15 protein-coding genes are annotated in these 16848 nt (G+C 53.3%); 11 read left to right on the top strand and 4 right to left on the bottom strand.

Translation table 11 applies throughout. The features are described from left to right. Nucleotides 1-25: 25 nt before the first annotated feature. Nucleotides 26-2563 (bottom strand): PilZ domain-containing protein, encoded by a 2538-nt coding sequence (locus ACTUJZ_RS14975; RefSeq protein WP_463637151.1) that lies wholly within the window; start codon nt 2561-2563, stop codon nt 26-28. Between the two features lie 145 nt (nt 2564-2708). Between ACTUJZ_RS14975 and radA the strand changes: the two genes are divergently transcribed. Next, the gene (radA, locus tag ACTUJZ_RS14970; protein WP_463637150.1) at nt 2709-4079 is read left to right on the top strand and encodes a DNA repair protein RadA; all 1371 of its coding nucleotides are present in this window, start codon (nt 2709-2711) and stop codon (nt 4077-4079) included. Here radA and ACTUJZ_RS14965 read toward each other — a convergent pair. Further along, on the bottom strand, nt 4046-4468 hold the full coding sequence (locus tag ACTUJZ_RS14965; RefSeq protein WP_463637149.1) for a PilZ domain-containing protein: 423 nt from the start codon (nt 4466-4468) through the stop codon (nt 4046-4048). The genes radA and ACTUJZ_RS14965 overlap by 34 nt on opposite strands. Before the next feature lie 166 nt (nt 4469-4634). Continuing rightward, nucleotides 4635-6305, bottom strand: coding sequence for an energy-dependent translational throttle protein EttA (gene ettA / locus ACTUJZ_RS14960; RefSeq protein ID WP_463637148.1), 1671 nt, complete (start codon nt 6303-6305; stop codon nt 4635-4637). A 221-nt stretch (nt 6306-6526) separates the two neighbouring features. Between ettA and lpxD the strand changes: the two genes are divergently transcribed. The 10 genes from lpxD (at nt 6527) to ACTUJZ_RS14910 (ending at nt 14904) form a co-directional block, all read left to right on the top strand. Beyond that, nucleotides 6527-7558: a UDP-3-O-(3-hydroxymyristoyl)glucosamine N-acyltransferase gene (lpxD, locus tag ACTUJZ_RS14955; protein WP_463637147.1), complete on the top strand. Its 1032-nt coding sequence runs from the start codon at nt 6527-6529 to the stop codon at nt 7556-7558. 134 nt (nt 7559-7692) lie between these two features. After that, complete coding sequence (glyA, locus tag ACTUJZ_RS14950) at nt 7693-8949, top strand: serine hydroxymethyltransferase (RefSeq protein ID WP_463637146.1); 1257 nt, start codon at nt 7693-7695, stop codon at nt 8947-8949. Between the two features lie 63 nt (nt 8950-9012). Further along, entirely contained in the window at nt 9013-9462 is a 450-nt protein-coding gene (gene nrdR / locus ACTUJZ_RS14945) for a transcriptional regulator NrdR (RefSeq protein ID WP_463637145.1), read from the top strand. A gap of 8 nt (nt 9463-9470) precedes the next feature. Continuing rightward, on the top strand, nt 9471-10598 hold the full coding sequence (ribD, locus tag ACTUJZ_RS14940; protein ID WP_463637144.1) for a bifunctional diaminohydroxyphosphoribosylaminopyrimidine deaminase/5-amino-6-(5-phosphoribosylamino)uracil reductase RibD: 1128 nt from the start codon (nt 9471-9473) through the stop codon (nt 10596-10598). Between the two features lie 13 nt (nt 10599-10611). Continuing rightward, a complete protein-coding gene (locus ACTUJZ_RS14935) occupies nt 10612-11274 on the top strand; it encodes a riboflavin synthase (protein ID WP_463637143.1) in 663 nt (220 codons plus the stop codon). A gap of 17 nt (nt 11275-11291) precedes the next feature. Further along, nucleotides 11292-12404, top strand: a complete 1113-nt coding sequence (gene ribBA / locus ACTUJZ_RS14930) for a bifunctional 3,4-dihydroxy-2-butanone-4-phosphate synthase/GTP cyclohydrolase II (protein WP_463637142.1) — start codon at nt 11292-11294, stop codon at nt 12402-12404. A gap of 94 nt (nt 12405-12498) precedes the next feature. Next, nucleotides 12499-12972 carry a 6,7-dimethyl-8-ribityllumazine synthase gene (gene ribH, locus ACTUJZ_RS14925; protein ID WP_463637141.1) on the top strand — a complete coding sequence of 158 codons (474 nt, stop codon included), beginning with the start codon at nt 12499-12501 and terminating at the stop codon, nt 12970-12972. Between the two features lie 9 nt (nt 12973-12981). Next, the gene (gene nusB, locus ACTUJZ_RS14920; protein WP_463637140.1) at nt 12982-13401 is read left to right on the top strand and encodes a transcription antitermination factor NusB; all 420 of its coding nucleotides are present in this window, start codon (nt 12982-12984) and stop codon (nt 13399-13401) included. 52 nt (nt 13402-13453) lie between these two features. Continuing rightward, the gene (thiL, locus tag ACTUJZ_RS14915; protein WP_463637139.1) at nt 13454-14419 is read left to right on the top strand and encodes a thiamine-phosphate kinase; all 966 of its coding nucleotides are present in this window, start codon (nt 13454-13456) and stop codon (nt 14417-14419) included. Then, entirely contained in the window at nt 14419-14904 is a 486-nt protein-coding gene (locus ACTUJZ_RS14910; protein WP_463637138.1) for a phosphatidylglycerophosphatase A family protein, read from the top strand. The genes thiL and ACTUJZ_RS14910 overlap by 1 nt, the downstream gene beginning before the upstream one ends. 62 nt (nt 14905-14966) lie before the next feature. Here ACTUJZ_RS14910 and dxs read toward each other — a convergent pair whose 3' ends face one another. Then, on the bottom strand, nt 14967-16823 hold the full coding sequence (dxs, locus tag ACTUJZ_RS14905; RefSeq protein WP_463637137.1) for a 1-deoxy-D-xylulose-5-phosphate synthase: 1857 nt from the start codon (nt 16821-16823) through the stop codon (nt 14967-14969). Nucleotides 16824-16848 lie beyond the last annotated feature (25 nt).

The raw sequence follows: 16848 nt of genomic DNA, 5'->3' as shown, positions 1-16848 counted from the left end.
CCCGAGGCCGGCGCGCCAGCCTTGATTAGCCTTGTTGCAGCAGGGCGTGGTCCGAAGATTTAAAGGCCGCCAGGTGCAGGCGGTTTTTGCGGATCATGGCTGCATCAATATTGTAGCGGGTCAGTACTTCATCGGTGACATCCACCAGATGGGCACAGGCCACGATATTCCACATAATGTCCTCTAATTCCCGGGCCCGGTGCAGGGCATACATGCTGACATAGTTCAGCTCTGCCTGGAACATCTCGGTATCGGGCTTGCCGGTGGTGGTTAGCAGCACATGCAACGCAATAAACTGGCCGCGGCTAATGGCCTCGTTGATAAAGTTGATGCGGGTTTCATCGCCGGCAAACTGACTGTCGAAGCGCGGTAGCACCGCCATGCGGCTCAGGCGCTGGCTGGGATCATAGGCAATGTACAATTCCTGGCGCAACGGTAGATGCTCCAGCTTAATTTGCTTGATGCCATGCTGCACAAAGGGCGCTTCTAAATTGCGGTCGCGAAACATAAATTCAAAGTTTAGCGTTTGTTGCTGGGCATAATGGGCCGCCACGCGGTTGAGCCGATCATCATGCTGAGTCGCTATGGCGGCGGTGGGCAGATAGCGCGCGCCTTCCTTAGTCATTACAAAGGCCAGACTGGGCGTGTTGCGGGCATTGATACAGCGCAGCGCATGGCCAATACCGGGTACATCTTCTTCTTCCGGCGAGGCTTTCAGGGCAGTTTTATTTTGTTTGATCAGATCCTGGAAAAACGCCCGCGCGCCGGCTCCTTCATCGCCGTCGATGGCTTTGAGATGCACAATGTTTTTTTCATTGTTTACCGTCACCACCTTGTAGCGAAGATGCATCAAATCGTAACTTTGGGTCAAATTCTGCAGTTTAGGCAGGGCCACCTGCACCCGTGGATCATGCATGTCCTCAAACGGACGATTCAGTTCCACGCGCAGTCCGCGCACCGAGATATCCTCACTGATCCCTTGCCAGGTTTGCTCACCGTCGGGGCTGCTCAGCACAATGGAGGTGCGCACCAGATAGCGTTTTTCCATACGCTTTTCCTGGTAGCGATAGCGGTAGCACTGAATGTCCGCCGGCGGGCGGTTGCGGGCATGGCCGAACACTCGCAAATGAGCCAGGTTGCCGCGATTAAACTGATACTGGCCATAATGTTGCTGGCCGCTCTCAGAGGTAACATCGGTGATGTGCACCAGATACTGCAAATGTTTAAGTCGGGCCATCAGGCGAGCCGACGGACGCTGGTTTTGTTGCTTGATTTTGGCACTAACTGTATCGGGAATCGATAGCGGAGCATAGGCCTGGTCCGGCGAGATACTGGTCATGGACAGTTTGAACACCCGCCAGCTGACCTTGCGAGCACCAAAGCCCAAAAAGGCGGTTTTAAGCGACTCTTTATTATTCAGCTCAGCGGTGGAAGCCGAATAAAAATAGATTTTGTCCTGTTGCAGATGGGTAAAGGCAAACACATACATGTCGCGCTGCCCGTCTGGGCGGTTAGCCAGGTGCACCAGGCGCTGATGATTCACCAGATACCCCAAACGCAGGCTGTTGGTTTCATCTGACCAATAATCCATGATATCGGTGTTTACTTCATTGAGCATGGCAAATCTGGGCAGCAGTCGGATGTCCCCGCTTTCGGTTTTACGCGCATCCACAAACACCGGCAATGACGGGCTGCGCGGAGACAAAAATTGCTCAACAATTTTATTGTGCACCGCGTCGATGGTATTGCTCATGTTCACTTTATAGCGGCGTTTGTTGCCGTGAATAAAGTTTTCCAGAAACTGGTCAAACGGCTGATTAGGAATGCTGGTGTCGCGCTTGAGCATCAAGTAGTGATGATCGTTTTTAAACAGCGAACGCAAGACTCGGTAACTCACGCCATGTTTTTTATCCATGGCAAATTCTTCTTCCAAGCCGCGAAAGAAAATTTCCAGTTGCTCATTTACCTGAATGCCGGCATCGCGGCTTAGTTTGATTTGCAGGCCATTGGTGGAAATGTCCACACTATTACCGCGCCAGCTTTGACCATCTTCGCCAAACACTTCAATGGTCACAGCAAAATTCATTCGCTCAGAATGTCGGCGGGCATAAGATAGCAGGTTAACCACCGGCACAGTGTATTTTTCCAGTGCCAGGGTTTGGGGCTGGTTGCGCTGCTGATCGCTGACTTGCTGCTCGGCTGCTGCGCGCTCACGGATCACCTTGTAATTATTGTCGGTGGCCAGCACCGCCTCATATACGCCAAAGGTAAAACTGCCGTAAATAACCAGCTGCTGCTCGAAGGTATCGATGGCCATGTCATCAAGATAATGGCGAATGCCGTTGAATTCGTATAAACGGCATTCGCCTTTAACCTGACCCCGAAGATCAATCGAACGCATGCACGGCCGGGCCAGCCGCTTCATTTCCATTTTAATTAAAAAGCGACGTTCTTTGGGCAGGTGCGCGGTGTACTCTGCCAGCCGTTGAGCTAAACCAGGCTTATTGATATAGGGGACAAGCTGTTCAATTATGTCAGCATATTGCTGTAAATCATCATTCATGGGCAACTACAGGAAAATTTTATCCATCCATTGGTTATCGGCAGGTACCACCCATTATTGAGTTTTTTTGTCTATGGGATCAGCATGCAGGTGGCACTGTATCCATGTAGAATACGCGAAAAAATCCTCGGGTGAAAATAGTATTATGGCTAAACGCAAAACCGCTTATGTCTGTAGCGAGTGCGGCGCAGACTATCCACGCTGGCAGGGCCAGTGTAATGAATGCAAAGAATGGAACACCATCACCGAGTATGTGGTCAGCGCGGCCAAGCCGGCAGCCAGCAGCGCAACCCGGGTGGGCTATGCTGGTCAAACTGCGGCGCGGATTGAAAAACTGAATGAAATTGATTTACAGGCTTTGCCGCGCTTTACCGCCGGTTTTAAAGAGCTAGACCGGGTATTAGGCGGCGGCATTGTGCCGGGCGCAGCCATGTTGATCGGCGGTTCGCCCGGGGCGGGCAAAAGCACCTTGTTGCTTCAGGTGATGTGCCAGCTGGCGCAACAATTCAATGCTCTGTACGTGACCGGTGAGGAATCGTTACAGCAGGTAGCGATGCGGGCTAATCGCTTAGGCCTACCCGATGACAAGTTGATGATGCTGGCCGAGACCAATGTAGAAACCATCTGCCAGCTGGCACTGGCTGAACAGCCCAAGATCATGGTCATTGACTCAATTCAGGTGATGCATGTGTCAGAGGTTGCCTCGGCGCCCGGCAGTGTGTCGCAGGTGCGTGAAAGTGCGGCCTATCTGACCCGCTTTGCCAAACAGCATCATATTGCCATGTTTATTGTCGGCCACGTGACCAAAGACGGTAACCTGGCCGGCCCCAAAGTGCTTGAGCATTGTATCGATTGTTCGATGATGCTTGAAGGGGAAGGCGATTCACGGTTTCGAACTCTGCGCAGCCATAAAAACCGCTTTGGGGCAGTGAATGAGCTGGGCGTATTTGGCATGACTGAGCGTGGCCTAAAAGAGGTGAGCAATCCTTCGGCGATCTTTTTAAGCCGCGGTGAAAACCATGCGGCTGGCTCCAGTGTAATGGTGATTTGGGAAGGGACCCGGCCGCTGCTGGTGGAAATACAGGCGCTGGTGGATTATTCACAGATGGCCAACCCGCGTCGGGTTGCGGTCGGTCTGGAGCAAAACCGCCTGGCCATGTTGTTGGCGGTGCTGCATCGCCATGGCAATGTGCAAATGAACGATCAGGATGTGTTTGTTAACGTGGTGGGCGGGGTCAAGGTATCTGAAACCGGTGCTGATTTGGCCTTACTATTGGCCATGGTGTCGAGCTTTCGCAACCGGGTATTACCCCGCGAGCTGATAGTGTTTGGCGAAGTGGGCCTGGCCGGTGAGATCCGCCCGGTACCCAATGGTTCCGAGCGTATTATTGAGGCGGCTAAACATGGCTTTAAACGGGCGATTGTGCCAAAAGCCAATGCGCCCAAACAGGCCCTGCCGGGCATTGAAGTGGTCCCGGTGACTCAGCTGTCGCAGGCGCTCGACGCATTGGAGTAGATAGCAGCAATCAGGGTATTCAGATCGTGTTCGGTAAAAGCAGTATCGCCGCTGTTAAGTTCCACCAGACGGCGCAGCGAGGCCAGAGACTCTACATCGATATGCGCTACCTTACAGCCCATGGACACTCGCGGGGCGCGCTGGTCGGTATGGCGATACAGTTGTTCTAAATCCATCTCAATCAGCGGCTGCGCCTGTTGCTGTAAAAAGCTGGCGTGGTAGGGCTCATGAGAATCAAACGGCAAGGTGTCCAGGTCCGTCTCACGTGCGCTTAAGCGCAGGCCCTGCAATGAGACATCTTCAATAATAACCGGGATTTGATTATCGCCATGCGCAAGGGTGCCTTTGACTTGCAGGCGAACCCGTTGATATTGGCGTTGGTCTGTCATAATACTCTCCGATGCGATTTACCCTACAGCGCATCCCGTTATGCGACCTGGGGTGTGTATTGTTGTAATCCAAAGATGATGCACCGGTCAATACGCAGTTATCAAAGAACTGATTACCGTATTACGTCGAAGTAACAAAAAACCGGGCCTGAGCCCGGTTTGTCGTTTATTTTTTCGTCATGCGTTTGTATTTCAAACGATGCGGCTCCACCACATCCTGGCCGTAAGTTTCTTTTAGCCAGGTTTCGTAGTCGTTATAGTTACCTTCGAAGAAATTGATTTTACCTTCGTCGCGGTAATCCAGAATATGAGTAGCCACCCGGTCTAGGAACCAGCGGTCGTGCGAAATAACCATGGCGCAGCCGGGGAATTCCAGCAAGGCATTTTCCAGTGCACGCAGGGTTTCTACGTCCAGATCGTTGGTCGGTTCATCGAGCAGTAAGACGTTACCGCCGGCTTTAAGCAGCTTGGCCAGATGCACCCGGTTGCGTTCACCACCGGACAGATCCTTGATGTACTTTTGCTGCGTGGTGCCTTTAAAGTTAAAGCGGCTGCAGTATGCACGGGCGTTAATTTCAAAATTGCCGATGCGGATAATATCCTGATCATCAGAAATTTCTTTGTACACCGTGTTGTTCTCATCCATGTGATCACGGAACTGCTCAACACTGGCCAACTGCACGGTTTCACCCAATTCGATGTTACCCGAATCCGGTTGTTCCTGGCCGCTCAGCATCCGGAACAGGGTTGATTTACCCGCACCGTTGGGGCCGATGATGCCCACAATCGCGCCTTTTGGCACCGAAAAGGTCATATCGTCAATCAGAACCCGCTCGCCGTAAGACTTGTGCAGATTTTCAACATCAATAACTTTATCGCCCAAGCGCTCACCCGGTGGGATAAACAGCTCGTTGGTTTCGTTACGTTTTTGATATTCAGAGGTGGACAACTCTTCAAAGCGGTTCATCCGCGCTTTGGATTTGGCATGACGGCCTTTGGGGTTAGAGCGTACCCATTCCAGTTCCTGTTTAATGGACTTCTGGCGGGCATTTTCGGTGCGCTCTTCCTGCTCCAGGCGTTTTTCTTTTTGTTCCAGCCACGAGGAATAGTTGCCTTCCCACGGGATCCCTTCTCCACGGTCCAGTTCCAGGATCCAGCCAGCTACATTGTCCAGGAAGTAACGATCGTGGGTAATGGCCACAACGGTGCCTTCATAGTCGTGCAGGAAGCGTTCTAACCAGGCCACAGATTCGGCGTCCAAGTGGTTGGTCGGCTCATCCAGCAACAGCATATCTGGCTTTTCCAGCAGCAGGCGGCACAGCGCAACCCGGCGGCGTTCACCCCCGGACAGTTTGCTGACATCGGCATCCCACGGCGGCAGGCGCAAGGCATCGGCTGCGCGCTCCAGCGTGTTATCGATGTTGTGACCATCTTTGGCCTGAATGATGGCTTCCAGCTCACCCTGTTCTTTGGCCAGCGCATCAAAGTCGGCATCTTCGGCAGCATATTCAGCATACACTTCATCCAGACGCTTCAGCGCGTGCGTCACATCGGCCACCGCTTCTTCGATATTGCCGCGCACATCTTTACTTTCGTCCAGCTGCGGTTCTTGCGGCAAGTAGCCAATATTGATGCCGGGCATGGGCCGCGCTTCACCTTCAATGTCGGTATCCACACCGGCCATGATACGCAGCAGGGTTGATTTACCAGCGCCGTTTAAGCCCAGTACGCCGATTTTGGCGCCCGGAAAAAAGCTTAAGGAAATATCTTTAAGAATATGCCGGTTTGGCGGGACAACCTTGCCAACCCGGTGCATTGAGTAAACGTATTGAGACATGCTTTGTCCTTGCCCGAAAAAATGACGCATATTGTAGCGCCTTTAGCAGGCGATACCAATCCGTATCGCGCTCCGCCCATAGGGATTATTCGCCCGGTGGAGGCATAGCCAGGCGCAGTCATGCGTCCGCTGGCATAAAAATTTTGCCCGGCTGGCGCGACGATGTGGCAAATTTTCAGTAGGATAGGCGCCTTTGACAGTTTTTTTGCAATAGGTGAACAATGACCAGCGCAGGCAAATCACAGTATTCGTTACGGGAACTGGCTGACCACGTGGGCGGCGAAGTGGCCGGGGATGAGACCATAATGATCTCCGGGGTGGCCACGCTGGCCGGCGCCCAGGCCGAGCACATTTCCTTTTTGACCAATACCAAATACAAACCGCAACTGACCAGTACCGGCGCCGGTGCGGTGATTTTGCACGAAAAAATGCGTCAGGACAGCCCGGTGCCAGCGCTGGTGCATGCCAATCCGCACGCTGCGTTTGCCTATATCGCCCAGTTATTCGACACCACCCCGCAGCAAGCCAGTGGTATCGCCGACAGTGCGCAGGTGGCTGCGTCAGCCAGCCTGGGCGAAAATGTTGCGTTAGGGCCCAATGTGGTTATCGGTGAACATGTGCAGTTAGGCGATAGTGTAACCATTGGTGCTAACTGCGTGATTGGTGAAGGCGCAGTGATTGGTGCTGGTTCCACCTTGTATCCGAATGTCACTGTGTATCATGGCGTGCGGATTGGCCAGCGGGTAACTGTGCACAGTCAGACCGTGCTGGGCGCTTCTGGTTTTGGTTATGCCAACGACAAGGGCACCTGGGTACCGATCCCGCAGACCGGCGCAGTGCAAATTGGCGACGATTGCCAGATTGGCGCCTCCAGCAGCATCGACCGTGGGGCGATGGAAGACACCATTATCGGCAAAAATGTGATTATCGATAACCAGGTCCAGGTTGGTCACAACTGCATCATTGAAGATCATTCGTGTATTTGTGGTGCCACCGGCATTGCCGGCTCGGTACATATCGGCAAGCACGTCATTATTGGCGGCGGGGTAGGCATTAACGGTCATATCCGGATCTGTGATAATGTACAGGTTACCGGGTACACCATGATTGTGCAGGATATTACCGAGCCTGGATTGTATTCATCCGGTCAGCCAGCCATGAAAAATCTCGACTGGCGCAAAAACACGGTACGTTTAAGCCAGATTGGCAGCCTGATGGAGAGAGTGAAAAAGCTGGAAAAAGCGCAAAACTAAGCCAGCTTGCCACCGTCAACAGATCGTACCACGGCCAGTCAGATGATTGGCCACAAACCAGTATACAAGCTGGCTAAAATGACTAGAATAGGCGTTCATTTTATTGCCATTTCAAACGCTGTTAAGGAGCCTTCATGTTACCTCGCGAAATGACGATTGCGGATTTTGATCCCGAACTGGCTGATGCCATGACCAAGGAAACAGCTCGTCAGGAGCACCATATTGAGCTAATTGCTTCGGAAAACTATTGTAGTCCGCGTGTAATGGAAGCGCAGGGCTCGCAGCTTACTAACAAATATGCCGAAGGCTACCCGGGCAAGCGTTATTATGGCGGTTGTGAACATGTGGATGTGGTCGAACAGCTTGCTATTGACCGCGCCAAGGCACTGTTTGGTGCTGATTACGCCAATGTGCAGCCGCATTCTGGTTCACAAGCCAATGCTGCAGCCTTTATGGCCCTGCTTAATGCTGGCGACACGGTGCTGGGGATGAGCCTGGCCGATGGCGGCCACCTGACTCACGGCTCGCATGTTAACTTTTCCGGTAAAACCTACAACGCAGTGCAATACGGACTGAACAATGATACCGGCGAGATTGATTATGCGCAGGTTGAAGCGTTGGCGCTTGAGCACAAGCCAAAAATGATCATTGGCGGTTTTTCTGCCTATTCGGGTATCGTTGACTGGGCAAAATTCCGTGAGATCGCGGATAAAGTCGGTGCCTATTTGCTGGTAGACATGGCCCACGTAGCCGGATTAATTGCCGCAGGCATCTATCCTAACCCGCTGCCGCATGCGCATGTGGTAACGACGACTACGCATAAAACTCTGGCGGGGCCGCGCAGTGGACTGATTTTGTCCGCCTGTGGCGATGAAAGCATTTACAAAAAATTGAACAGCTCAGTGTTCCCAGGTAACCAGGGTGGCCCGCTGTGCCACGTGATTGCTGCCAAAGCAGTAGCGTTCAAAGAAGCACTGGAACCGTCATTTAAAACCTATCAACAGCAAGTGGTTAAAAATGCTAAAGCCATGGTGGCTGTGCTGCAAGAGCGCGGCTACAAGGTGGTATCAGGCGGTACGGAAAACCACCTGTTCCTGCTGGATCTGATTGATAAAGATATCACCGGTAAAGATGCTGATGCTGCATTAGGCCGCGCCAATATCACGGTAAACAAAAACTCCGTGCCAAACGATCCGCGTTCACCATTTGTCACCAGCGGTCTGCGCCTGGGCAGCCCGGCCATTACCCGTCGCGGTTTTGAGCAGGCACAAAGCGAACAGGTAGCACACTGGATTTGTGACATCCTGGACAACATGGGTGATGAAAGCGTGATTGAGCGTGTTAAAGCCGAAGTTGTCAAATTGTGTGAACAATTTCCGGTTTACGCCTAAAATTGCTACAGGTGTTGTACTCGTGGTGTGGCGGGGCAACACCGCTGACCACGAGGACACTCTATGTTTTGCCCGTTTTGCTCTGAGCAGGAAACCAAGGTCATTGATTCCCGGCTGGTAGCGGAAGGGCAGCAGGTGCGCCGCCGGCGCGAATGCCTGGTATGCCACGAGCGGTTTACCACATTTGAAAGCGCCGAACTGGTGATGCCTCGAGTGATCAAACGAGATGGCTCGCGCGAGCCGTTTAACGAAGATAAACTGCGGGCAGGTTTGCAGCGTGCGCTGGAAAAGCGCCCGGTAAGTACAGAAAAAGTCGAACAGTGTGTGCTGTCGCTAAAATCCCAGTTGCGTGCCACCGGTGAGCGCGAAGTGTCCAGTGAATTCCTGGGCAATCTTATCATGACCGCGCTGCGCGAACTGGATAAGGTGGCCTATGTGCGCTTTGCCTCGGTGTACCGCTCTTTTGAAGATATACGCGAATTCGGAGAAGAAATCGCCCGACTCGGTGACTAACAACCTCTATGACTGCCTCTTCTGCCAGCTCAACTTCCATCGCACAAGATTACTACTGGATGGCAGAAGCCATCAAACTGGCCGACCGTGGCCGTTATAGCACCTCACCCAACCCCCGGGTTGGCTGCATCATCGTCGTCGACAATCAACAAAAAGTGGGCGAGGGGTATCATTTACAAGCCGGCACGCCCCATGCGGAGGTGCATGCTCTGCATCAGGCCGGCGAGCAGGCCCGCGGCGCCACCGCTTATGTCACCTTAGAACCCTGTAGCCATTTTGGTCGCACTCCACCGTGTGCCGATGCGCTGGTGGAAGCCGGTATCAAGCGTGTAGTGGTGGCCATGACCGATCCCAATCCGCAGGTGAGTGGCCGGGGCATTGCCCGGTTGAACGACGCTGGCATTGAGGTGACCTGCGATATAATGGCCGCCGAAGCAGCCAAACTCAACCCAGGGTTTATCAAGCGCATGATGACCGGTAAGCCTTACGTCAGGCTCAAGCTAGCCATAAGCTTAGATGGTAAAATTGCGCTGGCCAACGGAGTGAGTCAGTGGATCACCGGACCTGAAGCGCGCCGTGATGTGCAGTTGTTACGCGCTGCCAGTTGCGCCGTACTGACCGGTAGCGGTACCGCCCGTGCGGATAACCCCAGTTTGCTGGTGCGTCGCGAGCAGGCCCAGTTTCGCCATTATCCATTGGCCCAGCTGCGTCAGCCGGTGCGGGTGGTATTGGATACCAATAGATCGTTACCGGCAGATTTGCAATTGTTTAATGACGGAAAGCCAACGTGGCGGGTAATTGCTGATAGTCTATCGGCCCAGGCAGGCGACTTACCCGTACCCATGGTCGCCGGTCGGCTAGATCTGGCGGCGATGCTGAGCAGTCTGGCCGCCACTAATATTAATGAGGTGCTGGTGGAAGCTGGCCCGGCACTGGCTGGTGCTTTGCTGCAGGCCGGCGAGGTGGACGAGTTGATTGTGTACCAGGCACCGCGCTTGCTGGGTGACCAGGGGCGCAGCATGGTGACCCTGCCGGCATTTACCGACTTGGCGCAAACTATTGAATTATCGCTACAAGCACACATACAGATAGGCAACGATACCAAGCTGACCTATCGGGTTGGCGCGACCCTTTAACCACGAGAAGATTATGTTTACAGGAATTGTGCAGGCATTGGGCACCATTGCCAAACTGGATCGCCGCGGTGACGATATTCGCCTGACCGTGAATACCGGCAAACTGGATATGTCCGACGTGGCGCTGGGCGACAGCATTGCCACTAACGGTGTATGTTTAACTGTGGTGGAACAAGGCCCGGATTATTATTGTGCCGATGTGTCTGCCGAAACCCTCAAATACAGCGGGTTCAAAGATTATCAGAGCGGCTCAAAACTGAATCTGGAAAAAGCCATGCGGCCCACCGATCGGTTTGGGGGGCACATTGTTTCCGGCCATGTGGACGGTGTGGGTGAAATTGCCAAAATCGTTGAACACAGTGATTATGTGGAAGTGTGGGTGAATGCCCCGGCAGAGCTGGCCAAGTACATCGCACACAAAGGCAGTATTACCGTGGATGGGGTGAGCCTGACGGTAAATGATGTAGACGGTGCCAGCTTCATGTTGTGGATCATACCCCATACCCTGCAGGAAACAGTCATTGGCCAATACCGCGCCGGCACCCGGGTAAACCTGGAAGTGGATGTGGTTGCCCGCTATCTGGAGCGACTGATGCTGGGTGATAAAGCGGCAGATAAAAAAGCCTCCAACCTGGACATGGCCTTTTTGGCCGAACACGGTTTTCTAAAAAAATAACCCTACAAGCGAATTTTATGGCACTGAATACAACCCAAGACATTATTGAAGACATCCGCCAGGGCAAGATGGTCATCCTGATGGATGATGAGGATCGTGAAAATGAAGGCGATCTGATCATGGCGGCGGAGCATGTTACCCCTGAAGCCATCAATTTTATGGTCACCCATGCCCGCGGCCTGGTGTGCCTGCCGATGACTCAGGAGCGTTGCCGGCGTCTCAATCTTCCATTAATGGTGGACAAAAACGGCGCGCAGTTTACTACTAACTTTACCGTCTCTATCGAAGCCGCTCGCGGCGTGACCACCGGTATTTCAGCGGCTGACCGGGCTACCACAGTACTAGCGGCAGTCAATCCTCAAGCCAGTGCGTCAGACATCGTGCAGCCCGGGCATATCTTCCCCTTGATTGCCAAAGAAGGCGGTGTGCTAAATCGCGCCGGCCATACTGAAGCCGGAGTAGACCTGGCGCGTTTGGCCGGCTGTGAGCCCGCGGGCGTGATCGTTGAAATCCTCAACGAAGACGGCACCATGGCGCGTCGCCCACAGTTGGAAAAATTTGCGCAAAAGCATGGTATCAAAATCGGTACCATTGCCGACTTGATTGAGTATCGCAACTTAAATGAAACCACCATCGAAAAAGTGGCGCAGTGTCATCTGCCTACCGAATATGGCGAGTTTGAGCTGCACACTTACAAAGATATTATCGACAACCAGGTGCATTTTGCCTTAAAAAAAGGCGATATAGACCCGGCAAAACCAACGCTGGTACGGGTGCATCTGCACAATACCTTAAGCGACCTGCTCGGCTCGACCCGCTCCATCAATCGCTCACTGACGCTGCCTGACGGTATGCGCCAGATTGCTGAACAGGGTGGGGTACTGGTCGTATTGGGCAAAGAAGAAGATCTCATCAGTCAGGTGCAACGCTTTGCGGCCGAAGATCGCGGCGAACAGCCGGCCGGTCAGGCCTGGCAGGGCTCATCACGCACCATCGGTGTGGGCAGTCAAATCCTGGCCTCTCTGGGCGTAGAAAAAATGCGCTTATTGAGCAAGCCAATTAAATACCATGCCCTGTCCGGTTACGGCCTGGAAGTGGTGGAATATGTTCACCCCGAGGGTGAACACTAGCCACGTGGGGCGCGCAGTTGCGCCGAATCAATTCATTTAGTTTGCGTGCAGTTGTGCTATACTGCGCGCCGTTTTTCATCAAGGGTAGAAAGCCATGCAGGTTATCGAAGGTAATATCAGAGCCACCGGTAAAAAATTCGCGATTATTGTCTCTCGCTTCAACAGTTTTGTGGTTGAAAGCTTGTTGGAAGGTGCACTGGACACCTTAGAGCGGCACGGTGAAGTCAGCGATGGCGATATTACCCTGGTACGTGTACCTGGTGCCTATGAGCTGCCTATTGCAGCCAAAAAGGTTGCCGAAAAAGGTGAATTTGACGCGATTATTGCGCTGGGCGCTGTGATCCGTGGCGGCACCCCGCATTTTGATTTTGTCGCCGGTGAGTGTAACAAAGGGCTGGCCCAGGTTTCTCTGGAGTACGGCATTCCGGTTTCGTTTGGTGTTATCACCACCGATTCTATCGAACAGGCCATCGAACGCTCCGGCACCAAAGCTGGCAATAAAGGCGCCGAAGCGGCGCTGGGTGCGTTAGAAATGGTCAATGTCATGGGCGCGCTGGAAAGCCTGTAAGGATAGTTTGTGAAAGTTTCTGCAAGACGTAAAGCCCGTGAATTAGCCCTGCAGGGTATCTATTCATGGCAAATGAGCAAGAATGATATTGCTCAGGTGGAGTTAGCCCTGGCGACCAGCAATAATATGCAGCAGGTCGATATGGTGTACTTCCAGGCCATCCTACGCGGCGTGGCCCAAAATGCCTCGCGCTTTGATGACACCATCAAGCCGTATCTGGGCCGATTGCCTGAAGAGCTCGATCCTATCGAAAAAGCCATTTTGCGCCTCGCCACCTACGAGTTGGTTGAGCGTGTGGATGTGCCCTATCGTGTGATCATCAATGAGGCGATCGAGCTGGCTAAGGTGTTTGGCGCCGAAGACAGCCACAAGTTTATTAACGGCGCACTGGATAAAGCCGTGCGTAAACTGCGCGAACACGAGCGGTAAGCGCAGTCCGCCTCCCGGACTGCAATCTGTTTAATCCATCGAAAAGAGCATCGTGAAAGAGTTTGATTTAATTGGCCGCTATTTTGTCGATGGTGGTTATCAGCGAAAGGACGTTGTGGTCGGTATCGGCGATGATTGTGCGGTGACTACTGTTGCGGCCAATCAGCAACTGGCCACCACTACAGACACCCTGGTTTCCGGGATCCATTTTCTGGCCGACGCTCCAGCCAAATCTGTGGCCTATAAGGCTGTGGCGGTCAACTTAAGTGATCTGGCTGCCATGGGCGCAGAGCCGGCTTGGATTAGCCTATCGTTGGCCATCAGTGAAGTGGATGAGAGCTGGATGGCCGACTTTGTTGACGGCATGTATGAGCTGACCCGCTATTATTCAGTGCAATTGATAGGTGGTGATACAGTGCGTGGCCCCTTATCCATGACCATTACCGCCCAGGGCTTCATACCGCCGGGCAATGAACTTAAGCGCTCTACCGCGCGGCCGGGTGACTGGGTGTATGTCACCGGTCACCTCGGAGATGCTGCGGCCGGTCTGGCAATTTTACAGGGCGAACTGGATGCGGGTGAAGGTGTTCGTGATTATCTGGTTAACCGGCATTTGTACCCTACGCCTCGAGTGGCCGCCGGTACCGCGCTGCGACGTGTGGCCAGTGCCTGTATCGATGTGTCAGACGGCTTTTTAGCCGACCTGGGGCACATTCTTAATGCTTCAGGCTGCGGTGCCTGTATTCAGGTCGATAAACTGCCTATCTCCAGTCAACTCAATGACAGTGTTAGCCCCGATCAGGCCATTGAGTATGCCTTGAGCGGCGGTGATGATTATGAGCTGATCTTTACCGTCAACGAAGAACAGCGCGGTAATCTGGAAACCGCTTTGGCCAACACTGGGATTCGGTTTAGCTGTGTCGGTCAGATTACCGGCCACGCGAAAAAGATTGATTTGAAAAACAAAAATACTGCTTACCCTATCCCGGCTACACGCGGTTTCGAGCACACTGTCTGATGCAGCGCCAATATCGCGAGCGGGTGTCCATGCGAAACCCGATTCATTTTTGTGCGCTGGGTTTTGGCAGTGGCCTGGTGCCGGTGATGCCTGGAACCTTCGGTTCGCTGGCGGCGATCCCCTTGTTGATGTTATTGATTGATGCCAGTGATGGTGTGTTTGCCGGCCTGACGGTACTGGCCACGCTGGTTGGCATTTATCTATGTGGCAAGACCGCCGATGATATGCAGGTTCATGATCATGGTTCAATTGTGTGGGATGAAATTGCCGGGATGCTGTGCACCTTTATTCTAATACCTCTGACCCCGTTGCACCTGCTGGCCGGTTTTGTGCTGTTTCGGCTATTCGATATTCTCAAACCCTGGCCGATTTTTGTGATCGATAAGCGCCTGCATGGTGGAGTAGGGATCATGCTGGATGATATTCTGGCCGGGCTGATGGCCTGTATTTCACTGCACGCAATCTTATTGCTATGGCCGTTTTAATGGCGTATCGGATATAAAAAAACCGGCTCATGGCCGGTTTTTTTGTCTGTACCAACGGGGTATCAGTACGCCTGTACCTGGCGCACGATACCTGCTGTATCCAGGCCCAGTTCGGTGTACATTTCCTGCTGGGTGCCTTGCTCAATAAAGCGGTCCGGCAAGCCTAACTGCAGCACATGGGCCAGGCGTTTATCCTGTTGTAAGAACTCTACCACCCCGGCCCCGGCGCCGCCAGCAATACAGCCATCTTCCAGCGTGACCAGCAAATCGTGGTCATCGGCCAGTTGGCGAATAAGCGCTGCATCCAATGGCTTCACAAAGCGCATGTCCGCCACACTGGCATCCAATTGTTCAGCAGCCTCTAATGCGTAGGGCAGCAAGGTACCAAAATTCAAGATGGCCACTTTTTTGCCTTCGCGCAGCATGCGTCCTTTACCGATTTCCAATGCCTGCATCTCGGCCTGTGGGGTGACACCCATGCCGGCACCACGGGGATAACGCACCGCCGCTGGCTGATTAGCGCGATGACCGGTGAAAAGCATCTGGCGACACTCGTCTTCATCGCTGGGTGCCATGATCAACATATTGGGGATACAGCGCAGGAAGGCTAAGTCAAATGCCCCCTGGTGGGTCTGACCATCGGCGCCGACAATGCCAGCGCGGTCGATGGCAAACAAAACCGGCAGATTTTGCAGTGCCACGTCGTGGATAAGCTGATCATAGGCCCGCTGCAAAAAGGTCGAATAAATTGCCACCACCGGATGCAGGCCATCTTTTGCCAGCCCGGCAGCATACGTCACACTGTGCTGCTCGGCGATGGCCACATCACTATACTGGTCCGGGAATTGCTGGCTGAAGGCCACCATGCCCGAGCCTTCGCGCATAGCCGGCGTAATGGCCATCAATTTGGGATCCTGGCGTGCCATATCACATAGCCACTGACCAAAGATGGCTGAGAAGCTGGGCGCACTGGCTTTGGCTTTGGGCAGCGCATTGTCGGCCGGGTTAAATTTAGGCACTGCGTGAAATTTGATTGGGTCTTGCTCAGCCTGAGGATAGCCTTTGCCTTTGCGGGTGACCACATGCAGCAGCTGTGGACCTTTGAAGTTGCGCATATTACGCAGCGCATCCACCATGGTCCCTACATCGTGACCATCGATAGGGCCGATATAATTAAAGCCCAGTTCTTCAAAGATGGTTCCCGGTACTACCATGCCTTTTAAATGCTCTTCGGCACGGCTGGCAAATTCTTTGATCGGCGGTACATTGCTAAGGAGCTTTTTGCCACCATCCCGGATCTTGTTGAAAAAGTTGCCGGTCAACAAGCGCGCCAGGTGCGAATTCAGCGCCCCGACATTTTCTGAAATCGACATTTCGTTGTCGTTGAGCACTACCACCATATCTTTATTGATATCACCAGCATGATTCATGGCTTCAAACGCCATACCGGCGGTCATGGCACCATCACCAATGACCGATACCACCTTACGGCCTTTGCCTTCTTTTTCGGCTGCAACAGCCATGCCTAGCCCGGCACTGATGGAAGTGGAGGAGTGGCCGACTGCAAACGTGTCGTACTCGCTTTCACCTGGCCAGGGGAACGGGTGCAAGCCGTTTTTCTGGCGAATGGTGGACATTCGGTCCGCGCGCCCGGTAATGATTTTATGTGGATAGGCCTGGTGGCCCACATCCCAAATCAGGCGGTCGAACGGGGTGTTGTACACATAGTGCAGAGCCACGGTCAGTTCAACGGTGCCCAGCCCGGATGCAAAATGGCCACTGGACTGGCTGACACAGGTCAGCAAGTACTGGCGAAGTTCATCGGCCAGGCTTTTGAGTTTGTCCTGAGGCAGCTTGCGCAACTGCTCCGGGGTTTGTGCCTTGGCTAGTGTAGGGTAGTGGGTTAGGTCTAAACTCATTGGTTTTATTCTGTCTTGATGGGCA

This window comes from Alteromonas sp. WD8-37 (genome assembly GCF_055326825.1).
Note: the sequence above shows the minus strand (reverse complement) of the source record. Positions and strands in the feature narration are given on the sequence as shown.

Excerpts from the sequence above, each read along its gene's own strand:
- ACTUJZ_RS14975 (WP_463637151.1), bottom strand. The coding sequence starts at position 2,563 with ATGAATGATGATTTACAGCAATATGCTGACATAATTGAACAGCTTGTC.
- radA (WP_463637150.1), top strand. The coding sequence starts at position 2,709 with ATGGCTAAACGCAAAACCGCTTATGTCTGTAGCGAGTGCGGCGCAGAC.
- ACTUJZ_RS14965 (WP_463637149.1), bottom strand. The coding sequence starts at position 4,468 with ATGACAGACCAACGCCAATATCAACGGGTTCGCCTGCAAGTCAAAGGC.
- ettA (WP_463637148.1), bottom strand. The coding sequence starts at position 6,305 with ATGTCTCAATACGTTTACTCAATGCACCGGGTTGGCAAGGTTGTCCCG.
- lpxD (WP_463637147.1), top strand. The coding sequence starts at position 6,527 with ATGACCAGCGCAGGCAAATCACAGTATTCGTTACGGGAACTGGCTGAC.
- glyA (WP_463637146.1), top strand. The coding sequence starts at position 7,693 with ATGTTACCTCGCGAAATGACGATTGCGGATTTTGATCCCGAACTGGCT.
- nrdR (WP_463637145.1), top strand. The coding sequence starts at position 9,013 with ATGTTTTGCCCGTTTTGCTCTGAGCAGGAAACCAAGGTCATTGATTCC.
- ribD (WP_463637144.1), top strand. The coding sequence starts at position 9,471 with ATGACTGCCTCTTCTGCCAGCTCAACTTCCATCGCACAAGATTACTAC.
- ACTUJZ_RS14935 (WP_463637143.1), top strand. The coding sequence starts at position 10,612 with ATGTTTACAGGAATTGTGCAGGCATTGGGCACCATTGCCAAACTGGAT.
- ribBA (WP_463637142.1), top strand. The coding sequence starts at position 11,292 with ATGGCACTGAATACAACCCAAGACATTATTGAAGACATCCGCCAGGGC.
- ribH (WP_463637141.1), top strand. The coding sequence starts at position 12,499 with ATGCAGGTTATCGAAGGTAATATCAGAGCCACCGGTAAAAAATTCGCG.
- ACTUJZ_RS14910 (WP_463637138.1), top strand. The coding sequence starts at position 14,419 with ATGCAGCGCCAATATCGCGAGCGGGTGTCCATGCGAAACCCGATTCAT.
- dxs (WP_463637137.1), bottom strand. The coding sequence starts at position 16,823 with ATGAGTTTAGACCTAACCCACTACCCTACACTAGCCAAGGCACAAACC.